The following is a 26531-nucleotide window of genomic DNA, read 5'->3' as shown; positions in this document are numbered from 1 at the left end:
GGAAAGTGAAGTGAGAGAATGGCCCATTTCAGCAGAAAAAAGTGGAGAACCCTGGAGAATACAGCAAAGATATTTCCTGCTACCAGCGGGAAGAAGGATGAGCGCGTCTTCCGGCTTTCCTGTCAGCTCACCGAAGAGATCGACCAGGTAAAGCTGCAGAAAGCCCTTGATCTGTGTATGGAGGACTACAGCCTTTTTCTCTGTGTCCTTCGCTGCGGCATTTTCTGGAATTATCTGGAGGAGTCGGAGCTTAAGCCTGTTGTCAGGGAGGAATACCGCCCGCCCTGCAGCCAGATCTATGTGAGGGACCAGAAAAATCTTTTGTTTGAGGTCACGTATTATAAAAAACGCATAAATTTCGAGACATACCATGCCCTCACGGACGGCACCGGGGCCCTTCAGTTTCTCAGAACCCTTGTGTACTATTATCTGATGGAGGCATATCCGGATATGGTCACAGGCCCTGTCTCCCAGGTACAGGCAGATGCCACGGATGAGGAGATGGCAGAGGACAGCTTTGACAAATACTATTCCGACAAGGCGCTGGTGAAGGACATTCCGAAATACAAATCCCATCAGCTTAAATATCACCGCCTGGAATACGGCCAGATGAGACTTGTGGAGGGAATTGTGCCCACAGATGCCCTGATCCGGGCTGCGCGCAGTTTTCAGACTACCATAACCGTATACCTTACCGCTGTTTTTCTCTGCGCGGTTGCCATGGATATGAGTCCTAGACAGAAAAAACGCCCGGTGGCGCTCATGATACCTGTGAATCTCAGGAGTTACTTTCCCTCCTCCTCTGTGCGGAATTTCTTTGGATGGATCGATATCGGATATAATTTTTCCGAACAGAGTGAAAAGCTGGAGGATGTCATTGCGTTCACCTCGGATTTTTTCAAAAGGGAGCTGACGCCGGAGCGCATCGCAGCCCGGATGAACGGGTTTATGCGGATGGAGAAAAATCCTTTTATGCGCATTCTGCCCCTTCCCCTCAAACTGTGGGGCATGCAGGCCGGAGCTGCCTTTTCCACCTCCGCGGACACAGCCGTTTTCTCCAATATCGGAAAAATACAGATGCCCCGGGAGTGTGAACCCTATATCGACTGGTTTGACTTTTACACCAGCACACCTAAAATGGAGCTGTGTATGTGTTCCTGGAAAGACAGGCTGACTGTCAGCTTCACATCCGGTTATGCCAATACAAGGATTGAACGGAATTTCTTCCGGATGCTGACCGGACAGGGTATCCCGGTGGAGATCATAGCACTGGGCGGGGAAAAAGGAGGGGATTGAGGATGCAGTATTGTAAACGTTGCAAAATTACAGTCAGGAATCCCCACAGAAAATGCCCTCTCTGCCAGGGGAATCTGGAGGGAATCCCGGAGGAAGAGAATCAGATGTTCCCGGATTTCACCAGGGAAAACTCCCGCATGGCCATGGGATTCCGCATATTTTCTTTTGTTTGCATTGCGGTATGTGTTGCTGCGGTTTCTGTGAACTGGACCATGGGTTTTCACAGTTTCTGGTCAGGCTATGTGCTGGCCGGTGTGGGCTGCATGTGGATCCTGTCAGCGGTCGCTATCGTAAAGCGCAGGAATCTGTTCAAGAATGCAGTCTGGGAGGCAGTGCTTTTGTGGGCAGTCTTTTTGTTCTGGGATTTTATTACAGGGTGGAGAGGATGGTCTGTGGATTTCGGGATACCTATTGTGCTGCTGGCTGTCTATGTGATCTTGTGGGTGGTGGTGTTCGTGACCAGGGCGCCGGTCTCACATTATATGATTTACATGGTCATAGTGTCCGTGGGAAGTCTGATTCCCCTGATTCTTCTTCTGTGCGGCGCAGTCGGCGTGAGGCTTCCGTCGGTGCTGTGTGTGGCAGGGGCGGTGCTCATGTTGTCCGCGCTGGCTATATTTAAGGGCAGGGCCCTGGGCGAGGAGCTGAGGAAAAAGACGCATTTGTAAAGGAAGGTAAGGAAATGGTATACGATATACTTGCAGTAAATCCGGGCTCCACATCTACGAAAATAGCTGTATTCAGAAACCGGCAGGAAATGTTCCGGGAAGACATTGAGCATGATTCTGTGTTTCTGGACAGCCATCCGGATATAGAAGAACAGTTCCCTTTTAGAAGAGATATGGTTCTGGCCTGTCTGGAGGTACATTCCTATCAGGTGGAACAGTTAAGCGCTGTTGTTGGCCGGGGCGGACTTCTTCCTCCTGTAAAAGCAGGCGGATATACCGTGAATCAGGCAATGAAAGACAGAATCTTAAAAGGCCCCATCAGTCCCCATGCATCAAATATGGGCGCACTGATCGCAGATGCGGTGGCTACACCGCTTGGGATTCCCGCCTACATTTATGATGCGGTGTCTTCGGATGAATTTATGGAAATTTCGCGTATCACCGGCATTCCGGAGGTGGTGCGGCAGAGCTTCTGCCATGTGTTAAACAGTAAGGCAATGGCACGAAAGGCAGCGGAGGAAGCGGGGAAGTCCTATGAGGAGATGAATTTTTTGGTGGCGCATATGGGCGGCGGGATCTCTTTCTCAGCACACAGACACGGGAAAATAGTGGATGCCCTCAGTGACGACGGCGGAGCCTTTTCCCCGCAGCGTTCCGGGAGTGTGCCCATTATTTATATTGTAGACATGTGTTACAGCGGGAAATATACCAAGGCAGAGCTGATGCGGAAAATCCGCGGAGACGGGGGACTGAAAGCGTATCTGGGAACCTATGACTGCCGGGAAATCGAGAAAATGATACGTCAGGGAAATGAAAAGGCTGAGCTTCTGTATGAGGCGCAGGCCTATCAGGTGGCAAAAGGGATCGGACAGCTTGCCCCTGCACTGAAGGGGAATGTGGATGCCATAATTCTCACAGGCGGTATGGCACACTCCAAAATGCTGACAGACTGGATCACCGATTATATTGATTTCCTGGGACCGGTCAGGATCATGCCCGGTGAGATGGAACTGGAGGCATTGGCCTACGGCGCCCTTCGGATCCTGCAGGGACAGGAGAAAGCCAATATTTACAGGGATGCCCTTTATGGGTAAAGCCGGATATTCTGTGGTATCATATGAGAAATGGAGGATGAGGACAATGAAGCAGTTATTAGTGGTGGTTGACATGCAGGTTGATTTCGTGACCGGTGCTCTGGGCACAACGGAAGCCAAAGCCATTGTGGAAAATGTGGTTAAAAAGGTCAAAGAAGCTAAGGCGATGGGGAAAACAGTGGTGTTCACCCTTGATACACATGAGAAGAATTACATGGACACCCAGGAGGGAAAGAATCTGCCCGTTCCGCACTGCATCAGGGATACAGAAGGGTGGGAGCTGATACCGGAGCTGAGAAGGCTTGCAGCCGGATGCAGACTGGTGGAGAAGCCTACATTTGGAAGTACGGTTCTTGCGCATCTGGCAGGAAAGGAAGGGTATGATGAGATTGAACTTGTGGGTCTGTGCACAGATATCTGCATTATCTCAAATGCCATGATATTGAAAGCCGCGCTCCCCGAGGCAGTGATCTCTGTGGATGCGTCCTGCTGCGCGGGAGTTACAAAAGAGAGCCATGAGAATGCACTGGAGGCCATGAAGGTCTGCCAGATTCAGGTTGGATAGAGAAAATGAAAACGGTGAACACAGCGTACCCGGAAGGCAGCTATGTTCACCGTTATTTTTTACAAAATGATCAAAAGCAGTGTCATACACACAATGCTGATAATAATACTGATGGAATTGATCTCACTGGAAAGTCCCACATCACCCCCGCATTTTTCCGTAAAGATCGGATCAAAGGATGCCAGCGGTGAGAAGAGCAGGATGACCAGTGTTTTTTTCAGGGCTCTGTCAAAGGGAAGCAGAAACCAGGCGGCAAGGGAGAATATGAGGGCCACCAGGTAGCGGACACTTAAGATACGGGTTATGGATGAAAAATGTCTGCGGTTTAAGGTGAGTTCCATGCCGATTCCCAGCATTGTCATAGCCATGAATGCGTTTGCCTCCGCCCCGATTCCCGCAAAGGTGAGTATGCCCCCCGGCAGCCTGAGATGCAGCAGGCTTAAAAGTGTCATGAGCAGGTAGGTCAGGGTGGGTACGGAGGAAAAGGTCTTTTTTAACAGGGAGCCTATGGTGGTTCTGTTATCCGGGTTCTGCACACTGGAGGCCAAGGCATAGGTTCCGCCTGTGCACAGCAGGGAATTGCCGATGTCAAACATGGAAGCGGCGATCACCCCGGAGGGACCTACAAAGCTGTGCAGATAGGGAATGGCAAAGGTGCCGATGTTGAACCCTGAGTGGTTGATCATCTGAAAAGCCTTCTCATCCGGGCTTTTCTTTCTCGCCATAAAATATCCCGTTCCGATCAGAAAGAGGGTTCCGCAAAATCCAATGGGAACCAGAAAAAAGAGAGAGGTGTCAAAATCCATCTGGCTGAAATTATTGATGATGGCACAAGGCAGTGTGATCTTAACCACCAGTGCGGACACCACACGGAAGTCCTCTTTTTTCAAAATATGTATCTTTTTCAATGTAAACGCCAGGGCAATCATGCAGATAAGTGCAGCGGCCCTGGTTAGTATGTCTGCCATTTTTGGGTCCTTTCCCGCAGCTATTTGGTCAGGCCTGCACATTTGCTGCGCTGGCCGTACATAAAAAAGCTGCTTTTTCTTTTTCAATACTACTTAAATTAGCACAAAAGAAAGGGTTTGGCAATATCCAACCGTTTTTCACACAGAAATAGCCGCTGTTTGCTCCGCGCCCGGCAGCCGGAAGTTCCCCTGCATGTTCAGGAGGACCGGAGTGCCAAAAAGTTCTTAGGTGATATCCCGTAAAATTTTTTAAAACACTTGCTGAAATACCCTGCATCCGTAAAACCACACAGTGCCGCTGTATTCTGTATGGAAGGAGACTGCTGCAGCAGAAATTCCTTGGCCCTGTGCATTCGGAAAGTATTGATGTAGCTGCTCAGTGTACTGTGGCTTTCCTGGCTGAACAGTGTGCTCAGGTACTGGGGACTGACGAAAAAATGGGCGGCAATGGTTTCCAGTCTTAATTCAGGGTCCATGTAGTGCTGACCAATATAATCCTGGATATCCGATATCAGGTGAGTCTTGCCGGACTCCGTATTTTTTCCGAAACGTTCTAAAGCGGAGATGTAGGTGTCTGTGATCAGCTTTTTGAGCTGGTCAATATTTTCGCAGTTACGGTAGGAATCCAGGGCATTCTGCAGTTCTGTAAATTCCATGTCCGAACAGCCGCATTCCGTAATGAAATCATCCAGCACTGTGATAAATAAGGCAGCCGTAAGCCGGGTCTTGCGGATATGGCAGTTCGTCTCCTGCATTCTGTCAAAGGTGCTGCAGATGTATTGGATCACCTGTTCCCCCTGTTTTCTGCGCAGCAGAAGCAGAAGTTCACGGCAGATATCGGATGTGATATCCATATTCTGGGAAAGGACTTCCCGGCTGTAATACTTAAATACCGTGAGATTCTTATAGCTGCTGTTATGCTGGACAGAAAGCGCCTCCTCATAGGAAGCTTTGATTCCCTGGGCACCATGCTGCGGTGTTCCGCTGAAAATGCTCACAGGTATATGGACCGTATCCTTCAGCAGCTTTATCAGGTGTTCGCACAGTTCTTCCAGACGGGGAACCTGGCAGGAGCCATCCTTCAGCCCCAGGATAATATACTGGTGGGAAAGGGAGTAATCCACATAAAGAAGATGCTCATATGTTCCGTGAAGGACTTCCGTACAGATATTTTCCATAATGGAATGACAGAGTGCCAGGTCGGTTTCCCAGTTCCACACAGAGGTATTGGTGCTGTTCAGTTTCAGGGAGAGTACCAGGAACCAGTCTGTGCCTTCCAGCTCTGCCTGCTTTTTCAGCACGGCGAATTCCTCCGGTTGGCAGTCGCCTGATATGGCTTTGCTAAAGAAGTTAAGAGCCATGTGTTTTTGGTAGATGCTCCGTGACTGATAGTAGTCGGATATTACATCCTGTCTGTGGCGTTCGCTGTCAATTTCCAGACTCAGTTTATCAAGACAGTCGAGAAGTTCCCGGTTGTCCACCGGCTTCAGAAGATACTCCTTTACCCCCAGAGTGATGGCCTGCTTCGCATAGGCGAAGTCGCTGTAACCTGTGGAGAGGATGAATTTTGTCCGGCAGTCCGGAACAAGGGAACGGATCATCTCCAGGCCGTCCATGACAGGCATGGAAATGTCCACCAGGGCAATATCAGGCTTCAGTTCCCGGATGATTTCAGCACCGGAAGCTCCGTTGTTGGCTTCGCCGATAATCTCATAGTTTTCCTGTTTTTTGATGAGGCTGCAGATGGATTTGCGGAAAAACAGCTCATCATCAACAATTATCAGGGTCTTCATCTTTTGCTCCTCCTTTGGGCAGAGTTACTGTGACTGCGGTAAATTCTTTCTCCCGGCTGGTTATAGTAAGGCCATAGTTCATTCCGTACAACAGTATGATCCTGTGGTGAATGTTGGGAAGGCCAAAGGATCTGCCATCCACACTGCCGGAATAAATGGATGTCTGCAGCTCTTTCAGCTTTTCTGGGGGAATACCGGTTCCGTTGTCGGTTATGGTTATTGCTACGTTTGCGTCATCCTCGGTTATATTGACGCAGATATGACATTTTTCTGTGGATAGGGCATGGACAAATATATTTTCTACAATAGGCTGGAGCGTAAGCTTAGGTATGTCGATCTGGTCCATGGGAAATGTGGCTGTCAGGTTGAACTCATAATCTACATATTCCATATAGCGGAGGCTCTGTATGTACAGGTATTGCTCTGTCAATTCCAGTTCCTGCTTCAGAGGAATGATGAACCGTCCTTTTGAAAGGGAATTCCGGTAGAAGACAGACATTGCGGCCACTGCTTTTACGGCGGTCTCATTCATCTCCAGTTCAATCAGGGATTTGATAGTACTCAGTGTATTGTACAGGAAATGGGGATTTATCTGGGATTGGAGCAGCCGGATCTCCATCTCCTGTTTTGCGCTCTGTTCTTCATATACATGATCGATCAGAGTCTGTATGCGCTGCATCATAAGGTTGAACTGCTTGTACAGAACTGCCAGTTCATCGTTGGAGTGATAGCTTGCGGATATATCCAGGTTGCCCATGGAAGCTGTCTCCATCTTGGAGGCCAGGCGCTGGATGGGGGCTGTCACAGTCCTTGTGCAGAGCATGGAGAAGAACAGGGAGAGGATGAACAGTAGTACGCATATGAGAACAATGGTCTGCAGCACAGTCCTGTGCTCCATGGTAAGATTCTGCAGAGGTATCAGGTTCACCACATACCAGTCCAGCCCGGGATATTCCTTTCTGATGAGCAGTGTCTCTGTTCCGTGGATATAGGCGGTTGCCATATTCGTATCCTCCAGTTTCTTCATCTCTTTGGTGCTGATTCCCGTATAGGAGGCAAAAGATTCATAGATTCCCTCGGATGTTGAGGAGGACAATATCCTGTTATCAGAGTCCGTTATGTAAAAATTCCGCAGATCACTGTCCGGCAGGTCCCGGAAGGCGGAGGATATGCTGGGTTCCTGGATCAGAAGGGCGACGGTGCCCAGATACTTTGTGGTGTCAATGTCCGTAACTGGTTTTAAGGCGGCGAATGTTGGTGTGCCGTCAATCGTATAAGGACCTAAAAAGTGGAAGGAAGGATCCGTCTGCAATACCTGCAGAAATTCCGGTGACAGGCAAGGGGTCAATTCTTCTGTGATATCCGTGCTGCTGTGATACCAATTGTTTTCTGTGTCAAGAATATCCCAATTAGATATATTTTTATGTAAACCAATAATTCTTTGTGCCTGTTTGGTGAGCGTGGAATTTACAAAAAAGCGTGACAGTGCGTTTTCAGGTACCGTGGGGTTTTCCTTCAGGGTTTCACCAATATCACTGTTGATGGACAGGGTAATGGCATAGTCGGAAATATGGCCTATTTTTTCACTTAGATTGTTGGTGATGATCGTAAGCTGCTGTTGGCTGGATAAGGTAGCGTGTTCAACCAGCGCATTTTTAGCAGTGTTATAAAATGCGACTGCTGTGATGACTAATATAAAACCACTCAGAAAAAGGTAGGTGATCAGCAGCCGGTGTTTAATAGGAAAAGTTGAAAAAATGTAGAATACAGAGTGTTTTATCCTGTTCATAGAAAGCTCCTTTTTTTCTCCATTGGTTTCATATGAATATTTTCACAGCCACTTTGGCAATAGGATTTCTACCTGGCTTCAGAATCTTTTCTTACAGCCAGCACATTAGATGCGTAGAATTGCTGTATGGCTAAAAGTTATTATACAATAATCGGATTTATGTCACAAGCAATCTGAGAACTATAGGAAAATATTCCAAGTGTACTTAAAATTTTCCATATATTTTGTCGAAAAAATTTTCTATAATGAATCTACAAACAAAAAACAGAAAAAACCGAATCTCAGGACGTCATGATGATAAGGCAAATTTAAAGGAGGAAAAAAGGATGAAACTGAAGAAGCTGGCAGCTGCAGGTTTAGCTGCAGTCATGTGTGTAACGGCAGTCGGATGCGGAGGCAATGGGGGAACCGGTGATAAAAAGGAAGAAAATACACAGAAGACGCAGGAAAAGGAATCCGGTGATAATACTGACTCAGAAGATCTGGTGATCAATTACGTCAGTGCAAGAGGTGAGACAGATGCAGCTCTTAAGACACTGAAGAAGATTGCGGAGATGTATAAGGAGGATCATCCCGGTTTTGAATTTAATGTAGAATCCATAGCGGACAGGGCAACCTATCTCCAGAAAATAAAAATTCTGGCATCCAGCAACGAACTGCCGGATTGGTTTGATGCGGACCCGGAGGCCTTTTTTGAAGGTATCTGCAAAAAGGGAATTATCTACAGCATAGATGACCTATATGACGAACTGGGATTAAAGGATAAGTTCTTTGACATTGCACTGGATTATCCGAAACTGAGCGACGGAAGTAATTATCTGATGACCTGGCAGGGAAATGTGGAGTATTTCTGGTATCATACCGAAATGTTCGAGGATGCCGGAATCACAGAGACGCCCAAGACCCTGACAGAACTGCTTGAAGCATGTGAAAAGCTGAAAGCAGCCGGGTACACACCAATCTCAGCCGGCAACTATGATATGATCATGCGATATCCGGCATTTAAGGCATTCCGTATGGCAGGGAATGAATTTATTGATAATGCCAGAATGGGTAAAGAAAAGTTTGATTCAGAGGTGGGTATCGCCACAGCAGAATATACACAGCAGATCTCGCAGTATTTCAGCGAAGGCTGGACAAATTCGGATGCCACAGCACAGATGGACCTGTTTTTGAATAAAGGTGCTGCCATGTTATACACAGGGACGTGGGATACTCCGGATCTTGTGGATGAGAATAAAGAATTAAAAGATGATATTTCTACATTCAAGCTTCCAATAGACAGTGATAAAGATGCGACAACAGAGAATGACTATTATGCCAACTGCGGCATCGGAACTGCGGTATTGAAAGATTCCATGACTCCGGCTATGAAGGATTTCATTAAATTTGTATGGGACAATTTCGCGGATATGGCTATGTATGAATTTGATATGCTGCCGTCCATGATGCCTAGTGACCCGGATAAACTTCCGGAACTGACACAGCAGATTCTGAAGGATCTGGAAAACTGCGGCACCTTTGCTCAGTGCTGGGATGTCCGTCTGGACCCATCCACAAACGAAGTTTACAGAAAAGAACTGGCTAATCTGGGTATGGGCGAATCCACTCCAGAAGAATTTTGTCAGAGAATGGATGAAGCGGTAGCGCAGTATGCGCCGGACTATTTTGATGTGGAATAAAAAGGGAGGGTCCGGAACCTGTAGGGGAGACCGGACCCTTATCACTCAGGAAGGAGAGGAGTATAGATGAAACCCAGAAATAAAATACAGCCTGCGCTTTTTGTACTTCCGGCTTTTTTCGTATATTTTCTTACGGTGATCATTCCTATTCTGTGGTCTGTGGGTTATAGTTTTTTTTCCTGGAACGGCATTAAAGATATGGAATTTGTAGGTCTTGCCAATTATGTAAGGATGTTTTCTGATGGGACGTTTAAATCGGCTGTAGTGAATAACCTGAAATTTGTACTATTGGGAAGTTCGTTCCAGCTTCTTGCGGGTCTGTTCCTGGCAATTTTGTTATCCCATATCATCAAGGGGTCCAATGTGCTGCGTGTCATTTATTTTATACCCTGTATCATATCGTCCATGGCAATCTGTCAGATATTTTCCAAGATGCTTTCCGCACAGCCACAGGGCCTGGTCTGTTATCTGATGGAGAAAATGGGAATGGACCCCATTGCCCTTCTGGCAAATTCAAAGACTGCCCTTGTCACTATAACACTGATTGACGGGTACAAATACTGCGGTTTGTATATGATCATATTTTATTCTGCCTTTGTATCCATTTCCAAGGATGTACTGGAAGCATCCATTATGGACGGGTGCAGTCTCATCCAGCAGTACAGATATATCAAACTGCCTTTGATAAAGAATATTTTCAGTATTGTAGTGGTGATGCTGATCAATGGATGTTTGAAGACCTTTGATGTCTTCTATATACTGGATAATAAATCAAAATCGACGGAAATGGTAGCGACCTATATGTACAAAACAGCGTTTAACTCTGCTGACTTTGGATATGGCAGTACCCTGGCGGTATTTCTTGTGGTGGAATGTCTGGCGGCGGTATTCGTTATCCAGAGACTGCTGGGGACTGCGAAGGGGGAGGAATCAGAATGACACATGCAGGGAAAAGCAAGGCTGTAAGAGGTATTTTTTATTTTATAGTGCTTATCATAGTAATGATACAGATATATCCTATTTTCTGGGTGATCTGTTCCAGCCTGAAAACATCGGAGGAGATGACATACACCGCTCAATACGCCCTCCCATCAAGCTTCTATCTGGGGAACTATATAAGCGCTCTGACAATCTCCGCAATCCCAAGATACTTTTTAAACAGTACCATCGTTGCTGTACTGACCCTGCTGGGTATTGTAGTCCTGGGCTGTCCTGTGGCCTTTGTGATCAGCAAGGTGAAAATAAAACATGCGGATGCGCTGATGGGATTTTTCCTTTTTGGAATGATGATTCCCATATTCGCCTGTCTGATCCCCATGTTCCAGATCTACAATGCGTTGGGGCTGAGGAATACATACTGGGCATTGGTACTGCCGCAGGTGGGATTTGGGCTTCCTATGTGTATTTATCTCTACACGGGATTTTTTAAGTTCCTGCCGGATTCCCTGCTGGAGGCAGCAGTGATCGACGGCGCAGGGATGGGTACTGTTTTCTGGAAGATCGTAGTTCCCATGGCGAAGAATACCACCATGACGGTGCTCACTTACAATTTTGTTTTTGTGTGGAATGAATTTACATATGCCAATACATTCATATCTTCGTCGGAGATGAAGACACTTCCCATCGGTTTGAACGATTTTGTGGGGCAGTTCGGACGAGTGGACTGGGGCAGCACATTTGCCGCCATTGTCATTTCTATTCTTCCGACACTGATTGTTTATTTTATATTGAATAAAAATATCATAGAGGGTATGGCTGCAGGCGCAGTGAAGAGCTGATACAAAGGAGGATGCAGGATATGGAGACAGTAAAGAATCTGGAGGATGGCTGGTATATTCTCCAGGATGTACATGATACGGGGGAAGAGCTGGGCCTGTATACAGACAGAGAAGCTTTTACGGAGATGGGCCCCCAGATCTCGGAATGGGAAAAACTAAGCGGGTTAAAACATCTGCAGCTTTTGTTTGCCGGCCAGCCTTATTTCGGAAGGGAACTCAGATATTTTAACCAGGCTCCCTGGTGGTACCGGCATGAATTTGACTTACCAAAAGGAGATCAGCAGAGGATTCGGCTGAGGTTTACCAACGTGGATTACTACTGCAAAGTGTGGGTGAACGGACAGTTTGCAGGGGAACATGAGGGATATTCCGCGCCGTTTTCCTTTGATATCACAGACATTGTAAAACCGGGAGAGAAGAATCTTCTCATCGTTAAGGTGAGTTCTCCCTGGGACGATGAAGTGGAGAAGAAGAGAGAGGATTCCAGGACCATTCTTGTGAAGCGCAGAATGGTGAAGGGAACCTATGAGCATTCAGATACATTCATACAGCGCGATGTGAACCCTGTGGGGATTTACGGCAGGGTGGAACTCATAATGACCGAACAGGAGTTCATGGAGCATCGGCCGGAGATATACTATGAGCTTTCCGAAGACATGGACAGCGCACGGGTAAAGGCAAAGGCGGCACTTGCAGGACTTACACCCGGTGCCAAGTACAGGATGGTACTGAAGATAAGGGATGAGAGATCCGGAATCTGTAAGAGTGAAGCGGTTTTGGATTTTACAGCAGAGGCCGGTGAGGAGGAGAGGACGTGTTCCGTCAATATGGAGGATATTCTTCTCTGGAACACCTGGGATCACGGCCAGCCGTGGATGTATACCGCGGAAGTTTGGATTGAGAGAGACGGCAGCAGGGTATGCGGAAAAGAGTCTGTTTTTGCATTCCGGAAAACAGTGATCGTGCGAACGAAAGAGATCACACGTTTCCGTCTGAACGGCAGGGATTTTTTTATCCGTGGAACCTCTTATTTTCCTGACTGCTATATTTCTGCCATGACAGAGGAGCGGTATTACCGGGACCTGCTTAACATTAGGGCAGCAGGCTTTAATCTTGTGAGGGTTCATGTCCATGTGGAACAGGATATGTTTTATGACCTGTGCGACAAAATGGGCATTGCGGTCATCCAGGATTCAGAGTATAACTGGACGCACCCATCTACAGATGAGTGGGCAGAGAAATTCATCGGCATTTACAAGGAAAATGTCAGGATGCTGATGCGCCATCCCTCCATTATCTGCTGGATCGGCATGAATGAACCCGGCTGTGTGGACCCGGATGGGGACACCAGGAGAAGATTCATGGAGGAAAATCCGGGGCCGAGGCTTTACCGGGAACTGCAGGAGATGGACCCTGACCGTCCCATCATCAAGGGTTCTTTCTGCGATGAGGACATTTTCAGCGGGGACAGCCACAATTATCTGGGATCACTCAGCGGGGGCGAGTACAGGGAAATCTATGGGACAACGGAGAAGCTGAATACAGAGTATGGATTTGATGCGCCTGCCTGTGCAGAAAGCCTGAAAAAAGTCTCGGCTGTATACAGACGTCTCGCAGGTATCGAAAAGGAGATCCCTGCCATCCAGGATTATCAGTATAAACTGCTGAAATACTATACAGAGCACTACAGAATCCAGAAATATGCGCCGTGTTCCGGGTATGTGCAGTTCATGTTCATTGATTTGTGTCCCCAAAGCTTTTATGGCCTGTACGACTGGTGGGGGATTCCGAAAAAAGGACTTCAGGCCATGCTGGAAAGCAACAGCCCGGTGGGGGTTTTTGCTAAATACAGAGATGTACTGGATGGACTCTATGCTGTAAATGATACAGATAAAAAATACGAGGACTGTGAAGTTTTCTGGGTGATAACAGAGACGGAAAGCGGGAATGTGGTGGAGCACAATAACGGAAAAATCCATATGGAGCCGGATTCCGTTAGAGAAATCATCCATTTTCCGGAAGGATATGGGGAAGGGCAGAGGTGGAATCTGTATGTCAGCATGACGGATCATGAAGGAAACTGTATTGCGCAGAATTCCTACAGAGATATCTTTGCATTATCCTCCAGGGTCAAAGGGCATCCGGAGCGCATGAGCCATGAGACAGGAATGAGAATCTACTGGGCATAAGGAAAAAAGAAACCCCGGTACTGCAGTCTATGAGCAGTACCGGGGTGATTTGTATCAAGGTTTCGGGAACACGATCTCCACAGTAAACAAATCCGCATCCACCATAATCTGCAGGCTTCCGCCCTGAAGTTCCACAAAGCTCTTGGCGATCGCCAGGCCCAGCCCGCTTCCCTCCGTATTTCTGGAGGCGTCACCCCGGACGAACCGTTCGGTGATCTCCGACGGGTTGAAGGTCAGCTCTGAGGCTGAGATATTCTTCATAGAAATGCGTACCCGTTTCTCGTCATTCTCCATATCCACATACACCCGGGTCCGCGGCATGGCGTACTTGGTGATGTTCACCAGCAGGTTCTCGAATACACGGTAGGTCTTCTGGCTGTCAAGAGGGAGGACTACTTTATCCTCGGGCAGACGCCAGCGGAAGTACAGGTTGGATGCCTCGATCTTATCATGAAGCTCCAGTTTTGCCTGCTGCATCAGACTTACAATGTCCACATCCATAATGTTCAGTGTTACATTTCTGCTGGTCGCTTTGCTGATCTCAAAGAGATCCTCGATCAGCAGCTTCAGCCGTGTGGATTTTTGTTCCAGAACGTCAATATAATGACGTCTCTCCTCGGCCGGCAGATTCTCATCCTTCAGAAGGTCCACATAAGTGATGATGGCTGTCAAAGGCGTCTTCAGGTCATGCGATACGTTGGTGATCAGGTCCGTTTTCATTTTCTGGCTCTTGACCTCTTCGTCCACAGCCTTCTTGAAGCCGCTCTGTATCTTGGTGATCTCGCCGCGGAACGGTTCAAATACGCCCAGTTCCTCAGGAATCGTACCGTTCAAGTTGCCCTCGGCAAGCTGGTTGGTTGCGTCCAGCAGTCTGTGATACTGTTTCTGCAGGTCATTGCAGTATTTCCTCAGAAGGAAGAACAGTGCAAGGGAGTAAATGATCAGTGCTCCGATGCCCCAGACCCACATCAGACTGATAAATCCCAGTATGATAAAGTTGATCAGTACCACTTTGATCAGAACTTTTGTGGTATCATCTTTCAGATTGATATGGAGCATACTGTTGTAAATGTTTTTGACCGTGCCTTTTGCCCAGGGCCAGATGCGGTAAATGATCACCCGTTCCTGGATGTATCGTTTCGGTCCTATGACAAAGACGGTTCTGATACATCCTGCCGCCCAGTAGCACACTGCAAAGATAAACGCCCATCCGATGAATCCCCAGAAATACTGAAGCACAGAGGCCAGCCCTTTGGGTACACCGATGCTGTGCAGTACATTGTAAATCGGTTCATTGCTCATGGTATTGCCGTTCACGGACATGGAAAGGGAAAATCCCAGAACAAAGCTGGCTGTTATGAAGACCAGTTCAAAAGGTACCTGGAATATTTTCTCGTCTCCCAGCTGCAGCGGTTTGATAAACGGCAGAAGCAGTGCTGCAGCGGCTACCAGACCCAGCAGAGTAATGAAGACAATGGACAGATCGGCGGTTGAGCGGTAAGTGTCAACGCCCAGGTATTCCATATATCCGTTTGAGCTTTCCATAAAGGATGCCAGATTTTCTGCTGTCATCAGATAGATATAGGTGCGGCCCTGTGGTTTCTGGAAAGGCGCATCCATGCCGTATTGGTCGTCAAAGCTGGAACATGGGTTCTGACGGACCTGTTCGTTGAGAAGCTGTGTGGCATTGCCGGGTTTTCCGTAGAAAAACTCTGCCTGCGATACATTTCCGCTCTCATCATATTTGACAATAGCGCCGAAAGCGTATTTCTTATCCAGCGCCTCGGGCTTTGTCTGGGAGAGAAGCGGATCCAGTTCCTCTGTTGCGTTGGAGTCTATCACTTTTCCGTTTTCATCCCTCACTTCATACTGAAGATAAGAGCGCAGGGTGGAGAAGTTATGCTCCCATCTGGAGAAGTAGTTGGAAATCTCATTGGCGGATGCGATGATGGCTTCCTCTGAAGAGTATCCTCCGTATTCATCTCCGTAGCTGTTCTTGTATTTGGAAGAGGGGAAATTCTCTTCGTCCAGGGATTCCTTTGATATTTCCCGGGAGGAAGTATTGGACTTGGAACCTGAATTTTTGTCCTCTTCGTTCTCTTTTGTCTGTTTGTCGTTTATTGCAGAAGGGAAAAAGATGTCAAACGGGATCATAGCCGCCTGGTTTTCCCTCTGTTTTTCTTCCGCATAGAGCACATAATTGGATTGCACAAGTGTGCTCATGAAGCTGGAAGTGTTGAAATTCGGCTCAGAATTACCCTGGCCTTTGATATAGTGCGGGCGGATGATCATCATAGCCAGTGAAGGCAGCAATATGACGAGGATCACCAGCACGACTGCAAGTTTACGAGAATTTTTCAATTTTATATCCAACTCCCCACACCACCTTTAAATATTTTGGCTCCTTAGGGTTGATCTCAATCTTTTCACGGATGTTGCGGACATGCACCATGACCGTCTCTGTGTTCACAGCACGTTCATTCCACACACGTTCATAAATTTCATCCGCGGAGAATACCCTTCCAGGATTTTTGATTAACAGAAGGAGAATTTTGAATTCCATGGGGGTCATTTTTACAGGGGCTCCGTCTACCCGCACCTCGAAGGTACTCTCGTTCAGCTCGAGCCCGCCCATGGTGTAAATGGTATCTGTGTTTTCCTGTTCTTTCTGCTGCAGTTTTTCCATGAATCTTTTGTACCGACGCATTTGAGAGTTCACCCTTGCCATAAGCTCCATTGGGGTAAATGGTTTGGTGACATAGTCATCGGCGCCGATGTTCAGCCCCATAACCTTATCCACCTCCTCGGATTTGGCTGAGAGCATGATAACCGGGAAATCGTGTTTTTCCCTGAGTTTCATGGTCATGGTGATACCGTCCATGCGGGGCATCATGATATCCACAATTGCGAGATGGATCTCTTCCCGCTCCAGCATCTCCAGCCCTTCTACGCCGTCGCCTGCCTGAAATACTTCATATCCCTGGCTTTTCAGATAAATGGCAACTGCCTCCCGGATGTCCTTGTCGTCTTCTACGATTAAAATGTGATTCATTTCCATGGTATCTCTTCTCCTGTGTTCAGAAGGCCGCTTACGCTGCGGTCCTCCTGCTGTTACTATACTGAGTATAGGAATCAAAATTAAAAAGTGACGTGGTATAAATCGAAAAAAATTCTAAAGATTTTTAAAGAAACCTTTGACCGCATCCATGCGTGTGGTCATACTGCCCAGCATGGCATCCAGCACCACAAGGGCAGCCATGGATTCCACCACTACAACAGCCCTCGGTACAATAATGGGATCATGGCGGCCCTTGATGGATATTTCAATATTCTCCCCCTGGCGGTTCACAGTCTCCTGGACCGCAGCCACGGAAGGGGTGGGCTTGAAGGCAGCGCGTATAAGGATTGGCGCGCCGTCACTGATCCCTCCGGTGATACCGCCGGAATGATTTGTCTTTTTCTTTACATTTCCCTCTTCGTCCATGCGGTATGCATCGTTATTATGTAAACCATCTGAGGAGGCGGCAGCGATGCCGGCGCCCACTTCAAAAGATTTTACCGCACCGATGGAAAAGACGGCTTTCGCCAGATTGGCGTCCAGCTTTTCAAAGGCAGGCTCTCCGATACCTGCGGGGACACCTTTAATGACACATTCCACCATACCGCCGGAGGAATTTTTTTCCTTCATACAGCCTTCCAGATATGCCTGGGCTTTCTTCGCGGCTTCTGCGTCCGGCATATAGAGGGCATTGCGTCCCATCTCCTCCTTGTCGAATCTGCTCTTGTCAATGGTGACAGGGCCGATGGAGAGGGTGTAGGCGGTGATCTCCACGCCCAGCTCTGCAAGTATTTTGGCGGCCACGGCACCTGCCGCCACACGTCCGATGGTCTCACGCCCGGAGGAGCGTCCGCCGCCCCGGTAGTCCCGGAATCCGTATTTGATATCATAATTTCTGTCCGCATGTCCGGGGCGGTAATAGTTGGCGATCTCACTGTAATCGTGGGAGCGCTGATCTGTGTTGCGGACCATGAGAGAGATGGGGGTGCCTGTGGTCTTCCCCTCAAAAATGCCTGAGAGGATTTCTACCTCGTCCGCTTCCTTTCTCTGGGTGGTAAAACGTGACTGGCCCGGTTTTCTGCGGTCCAGGTAAGCCTGAATGTCTTCCGCGGAGAGCAGAAGTCCTGCGGGACAGCCGTCAATGACAACGCCGATCCCCGCACCATGGGATTCTCCCCAGGTCGATATTTTCAATATATTTCCGAATGTGGAACCATACATACTATACACCTCGTTTTCTGAATTCTTTCTGATATTTCCTGTTGTGAATGTAATAAGTTTATCTTTATTTTCCTATATTAGCATGGTTTTTATATAAAATCCATTGAAAACTGCTTGTTGTTACGTTACACTGAAATATATTGACCGCTATCCACATCACTGCCCCGCGGGGTGTTTTCAGGCCGAAGACATGAAATTCCTGAGGCAGTATTCCCCTTGGCCGCCGGGTTTCCATCCTGCTTTGGGATGTATATATCCCCGTGGCTGGGGGGACAGTAAAAAATAAGAGGAAAAGACGAATGAAAAAGAAAATACTGATAATAACAACAGGCGGAACTCTGGCCTGTGTCAGCAGCGAAAACGGCCTGCTGCCCGGATTGAACAGCAAAGATATCCTGTCCTATATCTCTGATATCACAAGCCTTTATGAGGTGGATTTCTACGAACTGTTCCAGCTTGACAGCGCCAACATCCAGCCGGAGAACTGGCAGGCCATGGCAGAGGCTGTCTATGAAAAATATAAGGAATACGATGGGATCGTCATCTTCCACGGCACGGACACCATGGCTTACACCTCCTCTGTGCTGTCCTTTATGCTGCTGAATATCCCTATTCCGGTAGTTATCACCGGAAGCCAGCTCTCCATTACAAATCCTCTGGCGGATGCGGTGGAGAACTGCAGATGTGCTATCCATATGGCAGGCAGCGGCATGCCCGGCGTATTTTTGGCATTTGACAGAAAAATCATGCTGGGGACCAGGGCCAGCAAGATGCGCACGAGAAGTTTCCACGCTTTTGAGAGTATCAATTATCCCTATGTGGGTGAGGTGGATTCCAGGGGACTGGAAATCTATAAAAATATCATTCCGGCCCCGTCAGGCCCCTGCGTTCTGGAGCGGAGGCTGGAGAAGAAGGTCTTTCTCATCAAGCTGGTACCGGGATTTGACGGTAAGATATTTCAGTTTCTGTATGAACAGGGGTACCGGGGACTGATCATAGAGGCATTTGGAATGGGAGGGATTCCCACTCTGTCCTCCGAGGTGCTGGACGAGCTGCGCCTGGTGATCGACAAGGGAATGATTGTTGTAGTGAAAAGCCAGTGTCCTTATGAGGGCAGCAACCTTTCCGTATATGAGACCGGCAAAGCGGCTCTCAAGGCCGGTGCTTTCCAGGGATATGATATGAGCACAGAGGCCATTGTCACCAAGGTTATGTGGATACTGGGCAAACACTGGGAAAGAAAGAAAATCGAGGAGATGTTCTATAAAAATCTGGCAGGTGAGATCAAAATACCTGAGAAAGAGATGGAATGATAAAATTCATAGCCGCCTGGCTGCTTGTCATAAACGTGGTGTCTTTTGCCATGTTTGGTATGGACAAGTGGAAGGCAAAACATAAAAAGTACCGGATACCCGAGTCCACGCTCCTGCTTTTGGCCGTACTTGGCGGTTCTGTGGGAGCTGTCTGCGGCATGGATTTCTTCCGGCATAAGACCCTGCACAAAAAATTCAGGCTGGGACTGCCCCTTATCCTGGCTGTCCAGGTCCTGCTTGCGGCGGGATGGATGTGGTACAGCAGATGACACGGAGATGAAAGGAAAGTTCTCCGGGCAGCGGCAGGGTACATCATAGGAAAGTAGAGGTGACAGGATGCGTATATTGATCGCTGAGGATGAACGTGATCTGAACCGCCTGCTGGTGAAAAAGCTGACCGCTGAGAGCTACAGCGTGGACGCCTGTACCAACGGGGAGGAGGCACTGGACTGTCTGGCCTGTGCCCGTTATGATGCGGTGATACTGGATATTATGATGCCGAAGATGGATGGGCTGGAGGTTCTGAAAACCATGCGGAGGAAAAAGGACACCACGCCGGTGCTGCTTCTCACCGCAAGGGACAGCGTGGAGGACCGGGTGAGAGGGCTGGATCTGGGGGCGGATGATTATCTGGTAAAACCCTTTGCCTTTGAGGAGCTTTCCGCCAGGATACGCGTCATGCTGCGGAAGCCTGAGAAGGAAAAGAGCAGCGTGTGCTCTGTGGCGGACCTGCATGTGCATCTGGATACCCGCCGTGTTTTCAGAGGAGAGAAGGAGATTACCCTTTCGTCCAGAGAATTTGCCGTGCTCAGATATCTGATACAGAACGCGGGCATTGTTCTGTCCAGGGAGAAGCTGGAACAGCATATCTGGAATTATGATTACGCGGGGGGATCCAATGTAATTGATGTCTATATCCGGTATCTGCGGAAGAAGATTGACGAGGGATTTGAGCCAAAACTCATCCATACGGTACGGGGTGCCGGGTATGTTCTGAGGGAACCCATATGAAAAATCTGTCTTTGAAACAAAAACTGACGATTCTCTATACAGTTCTGATGACCGTGAATATCTGTGCAGTACTGGCGGTCCTGTTTTCTCTCAGCAACAGGGAGATACTAAGTTCTGTCCAGAACCGGCTGCGGGAAAGTGTGACCGGAGCTTTTGATGACATTGACTGGGAGGATGGAAGGCTGGATTTTGACTCGGATATCCTGGAGCTGGAAAACGGCGTGTATCTCTCTGTGTATGATATGGATGGAACACTGCTGTACGGCAAGATCCCTTACGGATTTGACCAGTCCATGGATTTTCGGGACGGTCAGGTGCGGAGACAGAAGACCGGGAGCGTGGAATATTATGTCCTTGATATGTCCTATGCGCCGGAAGAGAATGTGAACCTGATGGTGAGAGGAATCATTTCCATAACAGATGCGGAGGAGAGTTTCCGTATCACCCTGCGCCTGGCGCTTATCTGTCTTCCGCTTCTGGTGGTGCTCACTGCCGTATTGGGGTACTTTATGACAAGAAGAACACTTCGTCCGGTGGCCCATATAACGGAGACAGTCCGTGCCATCCGGGAGGAGGAGGATCTGTCCAGAAGGATCGGACTGGGGGAGGGAAGGGATGAAATATACCGCCTTGCCTCCACTTTTGACAGTCTGCTTGGGCAGATTGAAGACAGTATGAAACGTGAGAAACAGTTCACTTCGGATGTTTCCCATGAGCTGCGCACCCCTCTTTCCGTTATTCTGATGCAGTGTGATGCCCTTCTTGCCCGTGACGGGCTTTCCGGGGAGGTGCGGGAGGAAATCACGGTTATCCAGAGAAAAGCAGACAGCCTGTCACGGATGATCTCCCAGCTTCTTCTCCTGTCCAGAGCAGACCAGGGCCGTGAGAAGGTGACAATGGAGATACTGGACTTTACCGGGCTTTCCCAGATGGCAGCAGCGGAGATGGAAGGTATTGCGGCGGCTAAAGGGATACGGCTGGAAACGGCAATCAGCCCCGATATCATGGTGCGTGGAGATGAAACCCTGCTGATCCGCCTTTGGCTCAACCTTCTTCAGAATGCGGTCACATATGGGAAAGAGGGAGGCTGCATCCATATGGGGCTTTGGGAAGATGAGGATACGGTTACCGGATATGTGGAAGATGACGGAATTGGGATCAGTGCCCGGGATCTGCCACACATCTGGGAACGTTTTTACCGGGCCGACAGCTCGCGGAGTAATAACGGGAGTTCACAGAACAATAACGACAGCTCGCAGGGCAATGTCAGCAGCTCAGGGCTGGGGCTCTCCATGGTGCAGTGGATCATAAGTGTGCATAAGGGGACAATACAGGCTGTAAGTGAGCCGGGCAGGGGAAGCAGATTTACCTTCCGAATTCCGAAAGAGAAAAAAAGTTAAGGATTTTAATCTGTTTTTAATCTTTCTCTGATAAACTTACCATATACAAAGAATAGCGGATGTGTCCGCTGGATATACAAAGTATGAAAGGAGTTTATCGTATGAGAAAAAAATATATTACATTTATGATGGCAGCAGTCATTTCCGCAGCGCTTTTGACAGCCTGCGGCGGTACGGGAACCAACCAGAATGCCGCGCAGGGCACAGGCCAGACGTCCGAAAGCAGTGGTTCCCAGAATGGAACGGACAAGGAGTCTGGGAACAGCAGCAGTTCCCGGAAAAAAACAGGCCAGGAGTCAGGAAACAGCAGTGATTCCCAGAATGGAGCAGGCCAGGCAGCCGACAGTGATTCCCAGAATGGAGCAGGCCAGGCAGCCGACAGTGGTTCCCAGAATGGAGCAGGTCAGGCAGCCGGCAGCGGTTCCCAGAGCGGCACAGCCTCTGCAGTCACCGAGGATGAGGCCAGGAAGACAGCTCTCTCCGATGCCGGTGTGACGGAGGAACAGATCACGGGAATCCGTGTGAAAAAAGACCATGATGACGGACGTCAGGTCTACGATGTGGAATTTTATTCCGATAATAAGGAATATGATTATGAGATCGACGCTTCTACAGGCGAAATATTAAGCTCTGATTTTGAGATTGAAAATGATTTTAACAAGGACAGCGCATCAGACCTGAACCCGGCAGTAAGCCAGGAGGAGGCATCCGCGGCAGCTCTTGCAAAGGTGCAGGGAGCCAGTGAGAAGGATCTGCGCATAAAGCTGGATGATGATGACGGAAAGATGATTTACGAAGGTGATATCTACTACAACGGTACGGAATATGAGTTCGAGATTGACGCCTCCACCGGTGACTTCCTGGAATGGAGCGAGGAGCGGAATTAAACAGCAAAAAACAGGGGAGGATCTCCATATACGGGAGTCCTCTCCTGTCGTATGTAAAGTGTCAATTATTACAGTTCTCTCACTGCGTCATAAGCTTCATGTACCGCATTATAAACCTTTCTTGCGGATACGCAGTCTCCCACTTTCACAGTCTTGTAGTCTCCGGCAATTTCCTCATATACAGAGTCATCCGGCCGGAAGCCCATGGCAAGGACTACGGTATCACAGGGGATTTTCTCCTCGCCGTTTTCCTTTTGGACAACAATACCGTCAGGTTCTATTTTCAGCAGCCTTGTATTGACCTGTGAAGGTATCTGATATTTTTTCACCAGTCCCATGATCATCATCATGTTCTGCATAAATACCGGTTCCGGCAAAAGTTTGGGTGCCATTTCCACTACAGTCACCTTCTTGCCTCTCTGGGTCAGGTCAACTGCTGTCTCCAGTCCTACAAGGCCTCCGCCGATAACGGCTATATTTTCGCCCAGAAGCGCATTATTGAGCAGGGCGTCAATGGCTGTGCACACATTGTCTCCGTGAATGCCTTCGATGGAGCCGGGAGCGATTGGTCTGCCTCCGGCTGCCCAGATGACCACATCGGGTTTCAAGGTATCCACAGCAGCCTTGTCAGCTTCCATACAGAATTTCACCGGAACCTGCAGTCTTGTCAGCTCGTTCTGGTAATAGGAGAGCAGGTTTGCCATATCTGCTTTAAAAGAAGGACGGGATGCGGCAAGTACATTTCCGCCGATACGCTCCCTCTTTTCCCAGAGTTCTACCTGATGACCGGCCCGAGCCGCCGTGATTGCCGCCGTACAGCCTGCGGGGCCGGCACCTACAACGAGGACTTTCTTTGGTGCCTCGGCAGGCTTCAGATCATTAACGCCTTCCAGTCCGGCATTGGGATTGACCGCGCACTGGACGCTCTGTCCTGCGCAGACTCTGGCAATACATCCTTCATTGCAGGAGATGCAGGGACGAATCTTATCCGTTTCATGGGCTGTCAGTTTATTGGGGAGTTCCGGGTCAGCTAACAGTCCGCGGCCAATGGCTACGATATCCAGATCTCCATGTTCCAGAGCATATTCTGCCTTGGAGATATTGTTCAGACGGCCATGGGAGATGACCGGTATGCCCACTGCATTTCGGACAGCGTGCGCACTGCGAAGCTGCAGTACCTGTTCCTGCTGGTATACAGGCGGCATAGCCATGAACCAGTTGTCATGGCATCCGGCATCCACATGGAGTGCATGTACACCAAGGGCTTCCAGCCGTCTTGCAATCTCAAGACCCTCGTCCATATCCCTGTAACCTGCTTCCGCCGGCAGATAATGACATGGCGTAAATTTTACGATCAACGGGAAATCTTCTCCCAGATCGGTCTTTACAATTTCAATCAGATCCGTAAGGAAGCGCATTCTTCCGGTCAGGTTACCGCCGTACTCATCTGTACGGACATTCCAGCGTTTTGTCAGGAACTGGTCAGTGAGATATCCGCCGTAAGCGTGAATTTCAATGGCATCTGCGCCGGCCTTTTTGGCATAGCGGGCAGTCCTGCGAAATCCGTCTTCAATGATTCGGATCTCATCTCTTGTGATCTCCTCGCAGATGACCCTGGGGTCCATCCAGGGTACAGCCGAGGCACCGAGGGGTTTGTCTCTTCCCGGCGGCGGTGTGGTGATCCTTCCGTTGCCGGGATGGATCTGTACGCAGACCCGGCAGTTAAAACGATGGGCATTCTCTGTCATGTCCCGGAAATCTTCATAACTGTCCGCATCGAGAAGGGAAGAGGGGCACATCCCCTCGATCTCCGGTGTGGCCAGTGTGTTGCAGAGGATCATGCCGATACCGCCTTTTGCCCGGGCCAGGTAATAAGCCCTGGTGCGTTCGTCATAATTCCCGAGGTCAACCCCCATGGGGGCCATGACCATGCGGTTCTTCAGTGTCAGGTTTCCAATAGAAACAGGCTGTGTGAGCTTCATTAGATTTCCTCCTTTATCCCTGTGTCCTCAGCGCGCCGAGGATCTTTCTGTAAGTCAGGCGCAGGGTCTGTATGCGCCATACGCCGTCATCACATTTTACAAAATCATCTACATAAAATGCCCATCCCTCATAAGTGGAATCGTCATCCTTATAGGTGTGGTAGTCATTGAGACGGGTGAGTACGCGGGCTGTTTTTTCACCGGTGAACTGCACGATGGGATTGTGGCCCATATGTATGGGGACCATGGAATCATCGCATACGGTGCTGGCGCGTTTTACCTGGTCAGCGATATCTTTGACGGGAACCTTATGCCCGTTGGAATAAAATTCAAAGGGTTCCACATAAACCTCAGGCATCATATCCCAGAGCTGCATATCCACGCACCACCAATATTTGTTCTTGGTAGCCAGAATCTTGGGAATCTCTGTTAATTGTTCCGGGGTGTAGTCGTGTCCTGCAAATGCCAGAACCTCTTTTGCCAAACTCATGATCTGTTCGTCAGCCGGTATATTCATAATATTTTCCTCCTTAATCAATCACTGTTTTATATGTTGTCTGTATATCCCTTATTTTTAAATGACCTGCTCAGTCCATGCGCAAGGAACGCAAATACGAAGCAGCAAATAGAAATAGCTATGTAAACACTCCATGCTGCAGTGTAAGAGCCGGTAGCTGTCCGCAGTCCGCTGGAGAGCATGGGGCCGATCATGCAGCCGGCCAGGAAAAAGGCGTTGCTGATGCTGTAGATCCTGGCGTATTCTTTTGTACCGAAAAGTCCTGAGGTCATAAGCGGCGGCCCCAGCATGGAGATCACCATGCCCATACCGATCGCTGCGGCGAACAGGTATGCAAAGAATGTGTTCTTACCAGAGATGAGCAGGCATACAAGTGCCAGCGCATTGCAGATACAGGTAAATGCCATGCCCCCCATGAGGCCGAGTTTATCAAAGATCATACCGCCCAGTATGTTGCCGAGAATAGAGACTCCGCTGAACAGGGCCATGATTCCCGCATAACTGAGGCCAATCTCTGAAAAATAGGTGGGAACCTGGGTCATGACACCTGCGGCCAGCATTCCCATGCAGATCAGGGAGAGGACAAAGACCCAGAATGCCGGGGAGGCCACTGCTGTTTTTCTTGTGACGCCTTCCCATGCGGGTGCCCTGGCAGCTTTTTGTGTTTCCTTCGGCTGTGAATCACGGTTGGTGTAAGGTTCCTGTCCCATTTCAGCCGGCGTCTTCCGGATAAAGAGACATGCCAGGACACTGACGATCACAACAGCCGCACCTGACAAGAAGAGGGAATTCCGCCAGCCCAGTTTCCCAATCATAGCCGACACTGCAGGGGACCAGAAGATTCCGCCGATGCCGGCTCCGGAGAAGGCCAGGGAAGTGGCAAGTCCCTTTTTGTCCTTGAACCAGTTTGTGATCAGGTAGTTGATAGGAAGGGAGGTCAGTCCCCCGATTCCCAGATTGGTGATACCGAATAATACATAAAAGTGCCAGATATGTGTAGCCATGCCCTGCAGTCCGAACCCCAGCCCGGCGGCTGCCGCGGATACCAGCATGATCATTCTTACATTTCCGCCTTCGATCTTAGGAGCCAGCAGGATGGCAGCCAGCATACTGGTGATGCAGCTCACCACATTGATGAACGAAAACTGTACATAAGAGCATCCCAGTGTCTCACATACGGGTTTCATATAAAAGGATATGGTATTGCTGATGATACCCATGGCGAACATGGAAATCAAGAAACAGCAGACTACGATCTTCCACCCATAGAAATTCTTAGTTTTTGTCTGTGCCATAAAAGTATCCTCCCTCGTGATGAAC

At 48.8% G+C, this 26531-nt stretch carries 22 protein-coding genes; 13 read left to right on the top strand and 9 right to left on the bottom strand.

Annotated features, from left to right (window positions below):
• The first annotated feature begins 18 nt into the window (after nucleotides 1-18).
• From LC508_RS16150 to LC508_RS16135, 4 genes are read left to right on the top strand one after another with little or no spacing between them, the layout of a single operon-like run.
• Complete coding sequence (locus LC508_RS16150) at nucleotides 19-1296, top strand: hypothetical protein (protein ID WP_103731015.1); 1278 nt, start codon at nucleotides 19-21, stop codon at nucleotides 1294-1296.
• 2 nt (nucleotides 1297-1298) lie between these two features.
• Nucleotides 1299-1964, top strand: coding sequence for a DUF6320 domain-containing protein (locus tag LC508_RS16145; RefSeq protein WP_103731014.1), 666 nt, complete (start codon nucleotides 1299-1301; stop codon nucleotides 1962-1964).
• A 14-nt stretch (nucleotides 1965-1978) separates the two neighbouring features.
• Nucleotides 1979-3058, top strand: a complete 1080-nt coding sequence (gene buk, locus LC508_RS16140) for a butyrate kinase (protein ID WP_103731013.1) — start codon at nucleotides 1979-1981, stop codon at nucleotides 3056-3058.
• 46 nt (nucleotides 3059-3104) lie between these two features.
• Nucleotides 3105-3623, top strand: a complete 519-nt coding sequence (locus LC508_RS16135) for a cysteine hydrolase family protein (RefSeq protein ID WP_103731021.1) — start codon at nucleotides 3105-3107, stop codon at nucleotides 3621-3623.
• A gap of 59 nt (nucleotides 3624-3682) precedes the next feature.
• Here LC508_RS16135 and LC508_RS16130 read toward each other — a convergent pair whose 3' ends face one another.
• The 3 genes from LC508_RS16130 to LC508_RS16120 form a co-directional block, all read right to left on the bottom strand.
• Nucleotides 3683-4591, bottom strand: a complete 909-nt coding sequence (locus LC508_RS16130; RefSeq protein WP_033139832.1) for an AEC family transporter — start codon at nucleotides 4589-4591, stop codon at nucleotides 3683-3685.
• A gap of 197 nt (nucleotides 4592-4788) precedes the next feature.
• The gene (locus LC508_RS16125) at nucleotides 4789-6384 is read right to left on the bottom strand and encodes a response regulator transcription factor (RefSeq protein WP_033139831.1); all 1596 of its coding nucleotides are present in this window, start codon (nucleotides 6382-6384) and stop codon (nucleotides 4789-4791) included.
• Nucleotides 6362-8173: a cache domain-containing sensor histidine kinase gene (locus LC508_RS16120; RefSeq protein ID WP_033139830.1), complete on the bottom strand. Its 1812-nt coding sequence runs from the start codon at nucleotides 8171-8173 to the stop codon at nucleotides 6362-6364. The genes LC508_RS16125 and LC508_RS16120 overlap by 23 nt, the downstream gene beginning before the upstream one ends.
• A 326-nt stretch (nucleotides 8174-8499) precedes the next feature.
• Between LC508_RS16120 and LC508_RS16115 the strand changes: the two genes are divergently transcribed.
• From LC508_RS16115 to LC508_RS16100, 4 genes are all read left to right on the top strand, one after another.
• Complete coding sequence (locus tag LC508_RS16115) at nucleotides 8500-9855, top strand: ABC transporter substrate-binding protein (protein WP_054351509.1); 1356 nt, start codon at nucleotides 8500-8502, stop codon at nucleotides 9853-9855.
• Between the two features lie 66 nt (nucleotides 9856-9921).
• On the top strand, nucleotides 9922-10794 hold the full coding sequence (locus tag LC508_RS16110; protein ID WP_033139828.1) for a carbohydrate ABC transporter permease: 873 nt from the start codon (nucleotides 9922-9924) through the stop codon (nucleotides 10792-10794).
• Nucleotides 10791-11633 carry a carbohydrate ABC transporter permease gene (locus LC508_RS16105; protein WP_103731011.1) on the top strand — a complete coding sequence of 281 codons (843 nt, stop codon included), beginning with the start codon at nucleotides 10791-10793 and terminating at the stop codon, nucleotides 11631-11633. Before LC508_RS16110 ends, LC508_RS16105 begins: the two co-directional genes overlap by 4 nt.
• A 20-nt stretch (nucleotides 11634-11653) precedes the next feature.
• The gene (locus tag LC508_RS16100; protein WP_103731010.1) at nucleotides 11654-13822 is read left to right on the top strand and encodes a glycoside hydrolase family 2 protein; all 2169 of its coding nucleotides are present in this window, start codon (nucleotides 11654-11656) and stop codon (nucleotides 13820-13822) included.
• Between the two features lie 54 nt (nucleotides 13823-13876).
• Here the strand turns inward: LC508_RS16100 and LC508_RS16095 are convergent, their stop codons facing one another.
• From LC508_RS16095 to aroC, 3 genes are all read right to left on the bottom strand, one after another.
• The gene (locus LC508_RS16095) at nucleotides 13877-16195 is read right to left on the bottom strand and encodes a sensor histidine kinase (protein ID WP_054351513.1); all 2319 of its coding nucleotides are present in this window, start codon (nucleotides 16193-16195) and stop codon (nucleotides 13877-13879) included.
• Nucleotides 16167-16880, bottom strand: coding sequence for a response regulator transcription factor (locus tag LC508_RS16090; protein ID WP_033139824.1), 714 nt, complete (start codon nucleotides 16878-16880; stop codon nucleotides 16167-16169). The genes LC508_RS16095 and LC508_RS16090 overlap by 29 nt, the downstream gene beginning before the upstream one ends.
• A 114-nt stretch (nucleotides 16881-16994) precedes the next feature.
• Nucleotides 16995-18101, bottom strand: a complete 1107-nt coding sequence (aroC, locus tag LC508_RS16085; protein WP_033139823.1) for a chorismate synthase — start codon at nucleotides 18099-18101, stop codon at nucleotides 16995-16997.
• Between the two features lie 299 nt (nucleotides 18102-18400).
• On the opposite strand from aroC, the gene LC508_RS16080 reads away from it, so the two are divergent.
• The 5 genes from LC508_RS16080 (at nucleotide 18401) to LC508_RS16060 (ending at nucleotide 22712) form a co-directional block, all read left to right on the top strand.
• A complete protein-coding gene (locus LC508_RS16080) occupies nucleotides 18401-19414 on the top strand; it encodes an asparaginase (protein WP_054351514.1) in 1014 nt (337 codons plus the stop codon).
• On the top strand, nucleotides 19411-19683 hold the full coding sequence (locus LC508_RS16075; protein ID WP_033139821.1) for a DUF1294 domain-containing protein: 273 nt from the start codon (nucleotides 19411-19413) through the stop codon (nucleotides 19681-19683). The genes LC508_RS16080 and LC508_RS16075 overlap by 4 nt, the downstream gene beginning before the upstream one ends.
• A gap of 67 nt (nucleotides 19684-19750) precedes the next feature.
• Complete coding sequence (locus LC508_RS16070) at nucleotides 19751-20425, top strand: response regulator transcription factor (protein ID WP_054351515.1); 675 nt, start codon at nucleotides 19751-19753, stop codon at nucleotides 20423-20425.
• Nucleotides 20422-21825 (top strand): sensor histidine kinase, encoded by a 1404-nt coding sequence (locus LC508_RS16065; protein ID WP_103731009.1) that lies wholly within the window; start codon nucleotides 20422-20424, stop codon nucleotides 21823-21825. Before LC508_RS16070 ends, LC508_RS16065 begins: the two co-directional genes overlap by 4 nt.
• A gap of 101 nt (nucleotides 21826-21926) precedes the next feature.
• Nucleotides 21927-22712 carry a PepSY domain-containing protein gene (locus tag LC508_RS16060; protein WP_158587272.1) on the top strand — a complete coding sequence of 262 codons (786 nt, stop codon included), beginning with the start codon at nucleotides 21927-21929 and terminating at the stop codon, nucleotides 22710-22712.
• Between the two features lie 68 nt (nucleotides 22713-22780).
• Here the strand turns inward: LC508_RS16060 and LC508_RS16055 are convergent, their stop codons facing one another.
• Genes LC508_RS16055 through LC508_RS16045 form a run of 3 tightly spaced genes read right to left on the bottom strand, consistent with a single transcriptional unit; the run spans nucleotide 22781 to nucleotide 26506 of the window.
• On the bottom strand, nucleotides 22781-24694 hold the full coding sequence (locus LC508_RS16055; protein ID WP_103731007.1) for an NAD(P)/FAD-dependent oxidoreductase: 1914 nt from the start codon (nucleotides 24692-24694) through the stop codon (nucleotides 22781-22783).
• A gap of 13 nt (nucleotides 24695-24707) precedes the next feature.
• Complete coding sequence (locus LC508_RS16050; protein ID WP_033139817.1) at nucleotides 24708-25211, bottom strand: nuclear transport factor 2 family protein; 504 nt, start codon at nucleotides 25209-25211, stop codon at nucleotides 24708-24710.
• A gap of 29 nt (nucleotides 25212-25240) precedes the next feature.
• Nucleotides 25241-26506 carry an MFS transporter gene (locus LC508_RS16045; RefSeq protein WP_103731006.1) on the bottom strand — a complete coding sequence of 422 codons (1266 nt, stop codon included), beginning with the start codon at nucleotides 26504-26506 and terminating at the stop codon, nucleotides 25241-25243.
• Nucleotides 26507-26531: the final 25 nt, after the last annotated feature.

The organism is Blautia parvula, assembly GCF_020215665.1.
GTDB lineage: Bacteria > Bacillota > Clostridia > Lachnospirales > Lachnospiraceae > Blautia > Blautia celeris.
The sequence above is the reverse complement of the archived record's forward strand: the minus strand, read 5'-3'. Positions and strand labels throughout refer to the sequence as shown.

Bases quoted from the DNA above. Each gene is read 5' to 3' on its own strand.
- LC508_RS16150 (WP_103731015.1), top strand. From the start codon at position 19: ATGGCCCATTTCAGCAGAAAAAAGTGGAGAACCCTGGAGAATACAGCA.
- LC508_RS16145 (WP_103731014.1), top strand. From the start codon at position 1,299: ATGCAGTATTGTAAACGTTGCAAAATTACAGTCAGGAATCCCCACAGA.
- buk (WP_103731013.1), top strand. From the start codon at position 1,979: ATGGTATACGATATACTTGCAGTAAATCCGGGCTCCACATCTACGAAA.
- LC508_RS16135 (WP_103731021.1), top strand. From the start codon at position 3,105: ATGAAGCAGTTATTAGTGGTGGTTGACATGCAGGTTGATTTCGTGACC.
- LC508_RS16130 (WP_033139832.1), bottom strand. From the start codon at position 4,591: ATGGCAGACATACTAACCAGGGCCGCTGCACTTATCTGCATGATTGCC.
- LC508_RS16125 (WP_033139831.1), bottom strand. From the start codon at position 6,384: ATGAAGACCCTGATAATTGTTGATGATGAGCTGTTTTTCCGCAAATCC.
- LC508_RS16120 (WP_033139830.1), bottom strand. From the start codon at position 8,173: ATGAACAGGATAAAACACTCTGTATTCTACATTTTTTCAACTTTTCCT.
- LC508_RS16115 (WP_054351509.1), top strand. From the start codon at position 8,500: ATGAAACTGAAGAAGCTGGCAGCTGCAGGTTTAGCTGCAGTCATGTGT.
- LC508_RS16110 (WP_033139828.1), top strand. From the start codon at position 9,922: ATGAAACCCAGAAATAAAATACAGCCTGCGCTTTTTGTACTTCCGGCT.
- LC508_RS16105 (WP_103731011.1), top strand. From the start codon at position 10,791: ATGACACATGCAGGGAAAAGCAAGGCTGTAAGAGGTATTTTTTATTTT.
- LC508_RS16100 (WP_103731010.1), top strand. From the start codon at position 11,654: ATGGAGACAGTAAAGAATCTGGAGGATGGCTGGTATATTCTCCAGGAT.
- LC508_RS16090 (WP_033139824.1), bottom strand. From the start codon at position 16,880: ATGGAAATGAATCACATTTTAATCGTAGAAGACGACAAGGACATCCGG.
- aroC (WP_033139823.1), bottom strand. From the start codon at position 18,101: ATGTATGGTTCCACATTCGGAAATATATTGAAAATATCGACCTGGGGA.
- LC508_RS16080 (WP_054351514.1), top strand. From the start codon at position 18,401: ATGAAAAAGAAAATACTGATAATAACAACAGGCGGAACTCTGGCCTGT.
- LC508_RS16075 (WP_033139821.1), top strand. From the start codon at position 19,411: ATGATAAAATTCATAGCCGCCTGGCTGCTTGTCATAAACGTGGTGTCT.
- LC508_RS16070 (WP_054351515.1), top strand. From the start codon at position 19,751: ATGCGTATATTGATCGCTGAGGATGAACGTGATCTGAACCGCCTGCTG.
- LC508_RS16065 (WP_103731009.1), top strand. From the start codon at position 20,422: ATGAAAAATCTGTCTTTGAAACAAAAACTGACGATTCTCTATACAGTT.
- LC508_RS16060 (WP_158587272.1), top strand. From the start codon at position 21,927: ATGAGAAAAAAATATATTACATTTATGATGGCAGCAGTCATTTCCGCA.
- LC508_RS16055 (WP_103731007.1), bottom strand. From the start codon at position 24,694: ATGAAGCTCACACAGCCTGTTTCTATTGGAAACCTGACACTGAAGAAC.
- LC508_RS16050 (WP_033139817.1), bottom strand. From the start codon at position 25,211: ATGAATATACCGGCTGACGAACAGATCATGAGTTTGGCAAAAGAGGTT.
- LC508_RS16045 (WP_103731006.1), bottom strand. From the start codon at position 26,506: ATGGCACAGACAAAAACTAAGAATTTCTATGGGTGGAAGATCGTAGTC.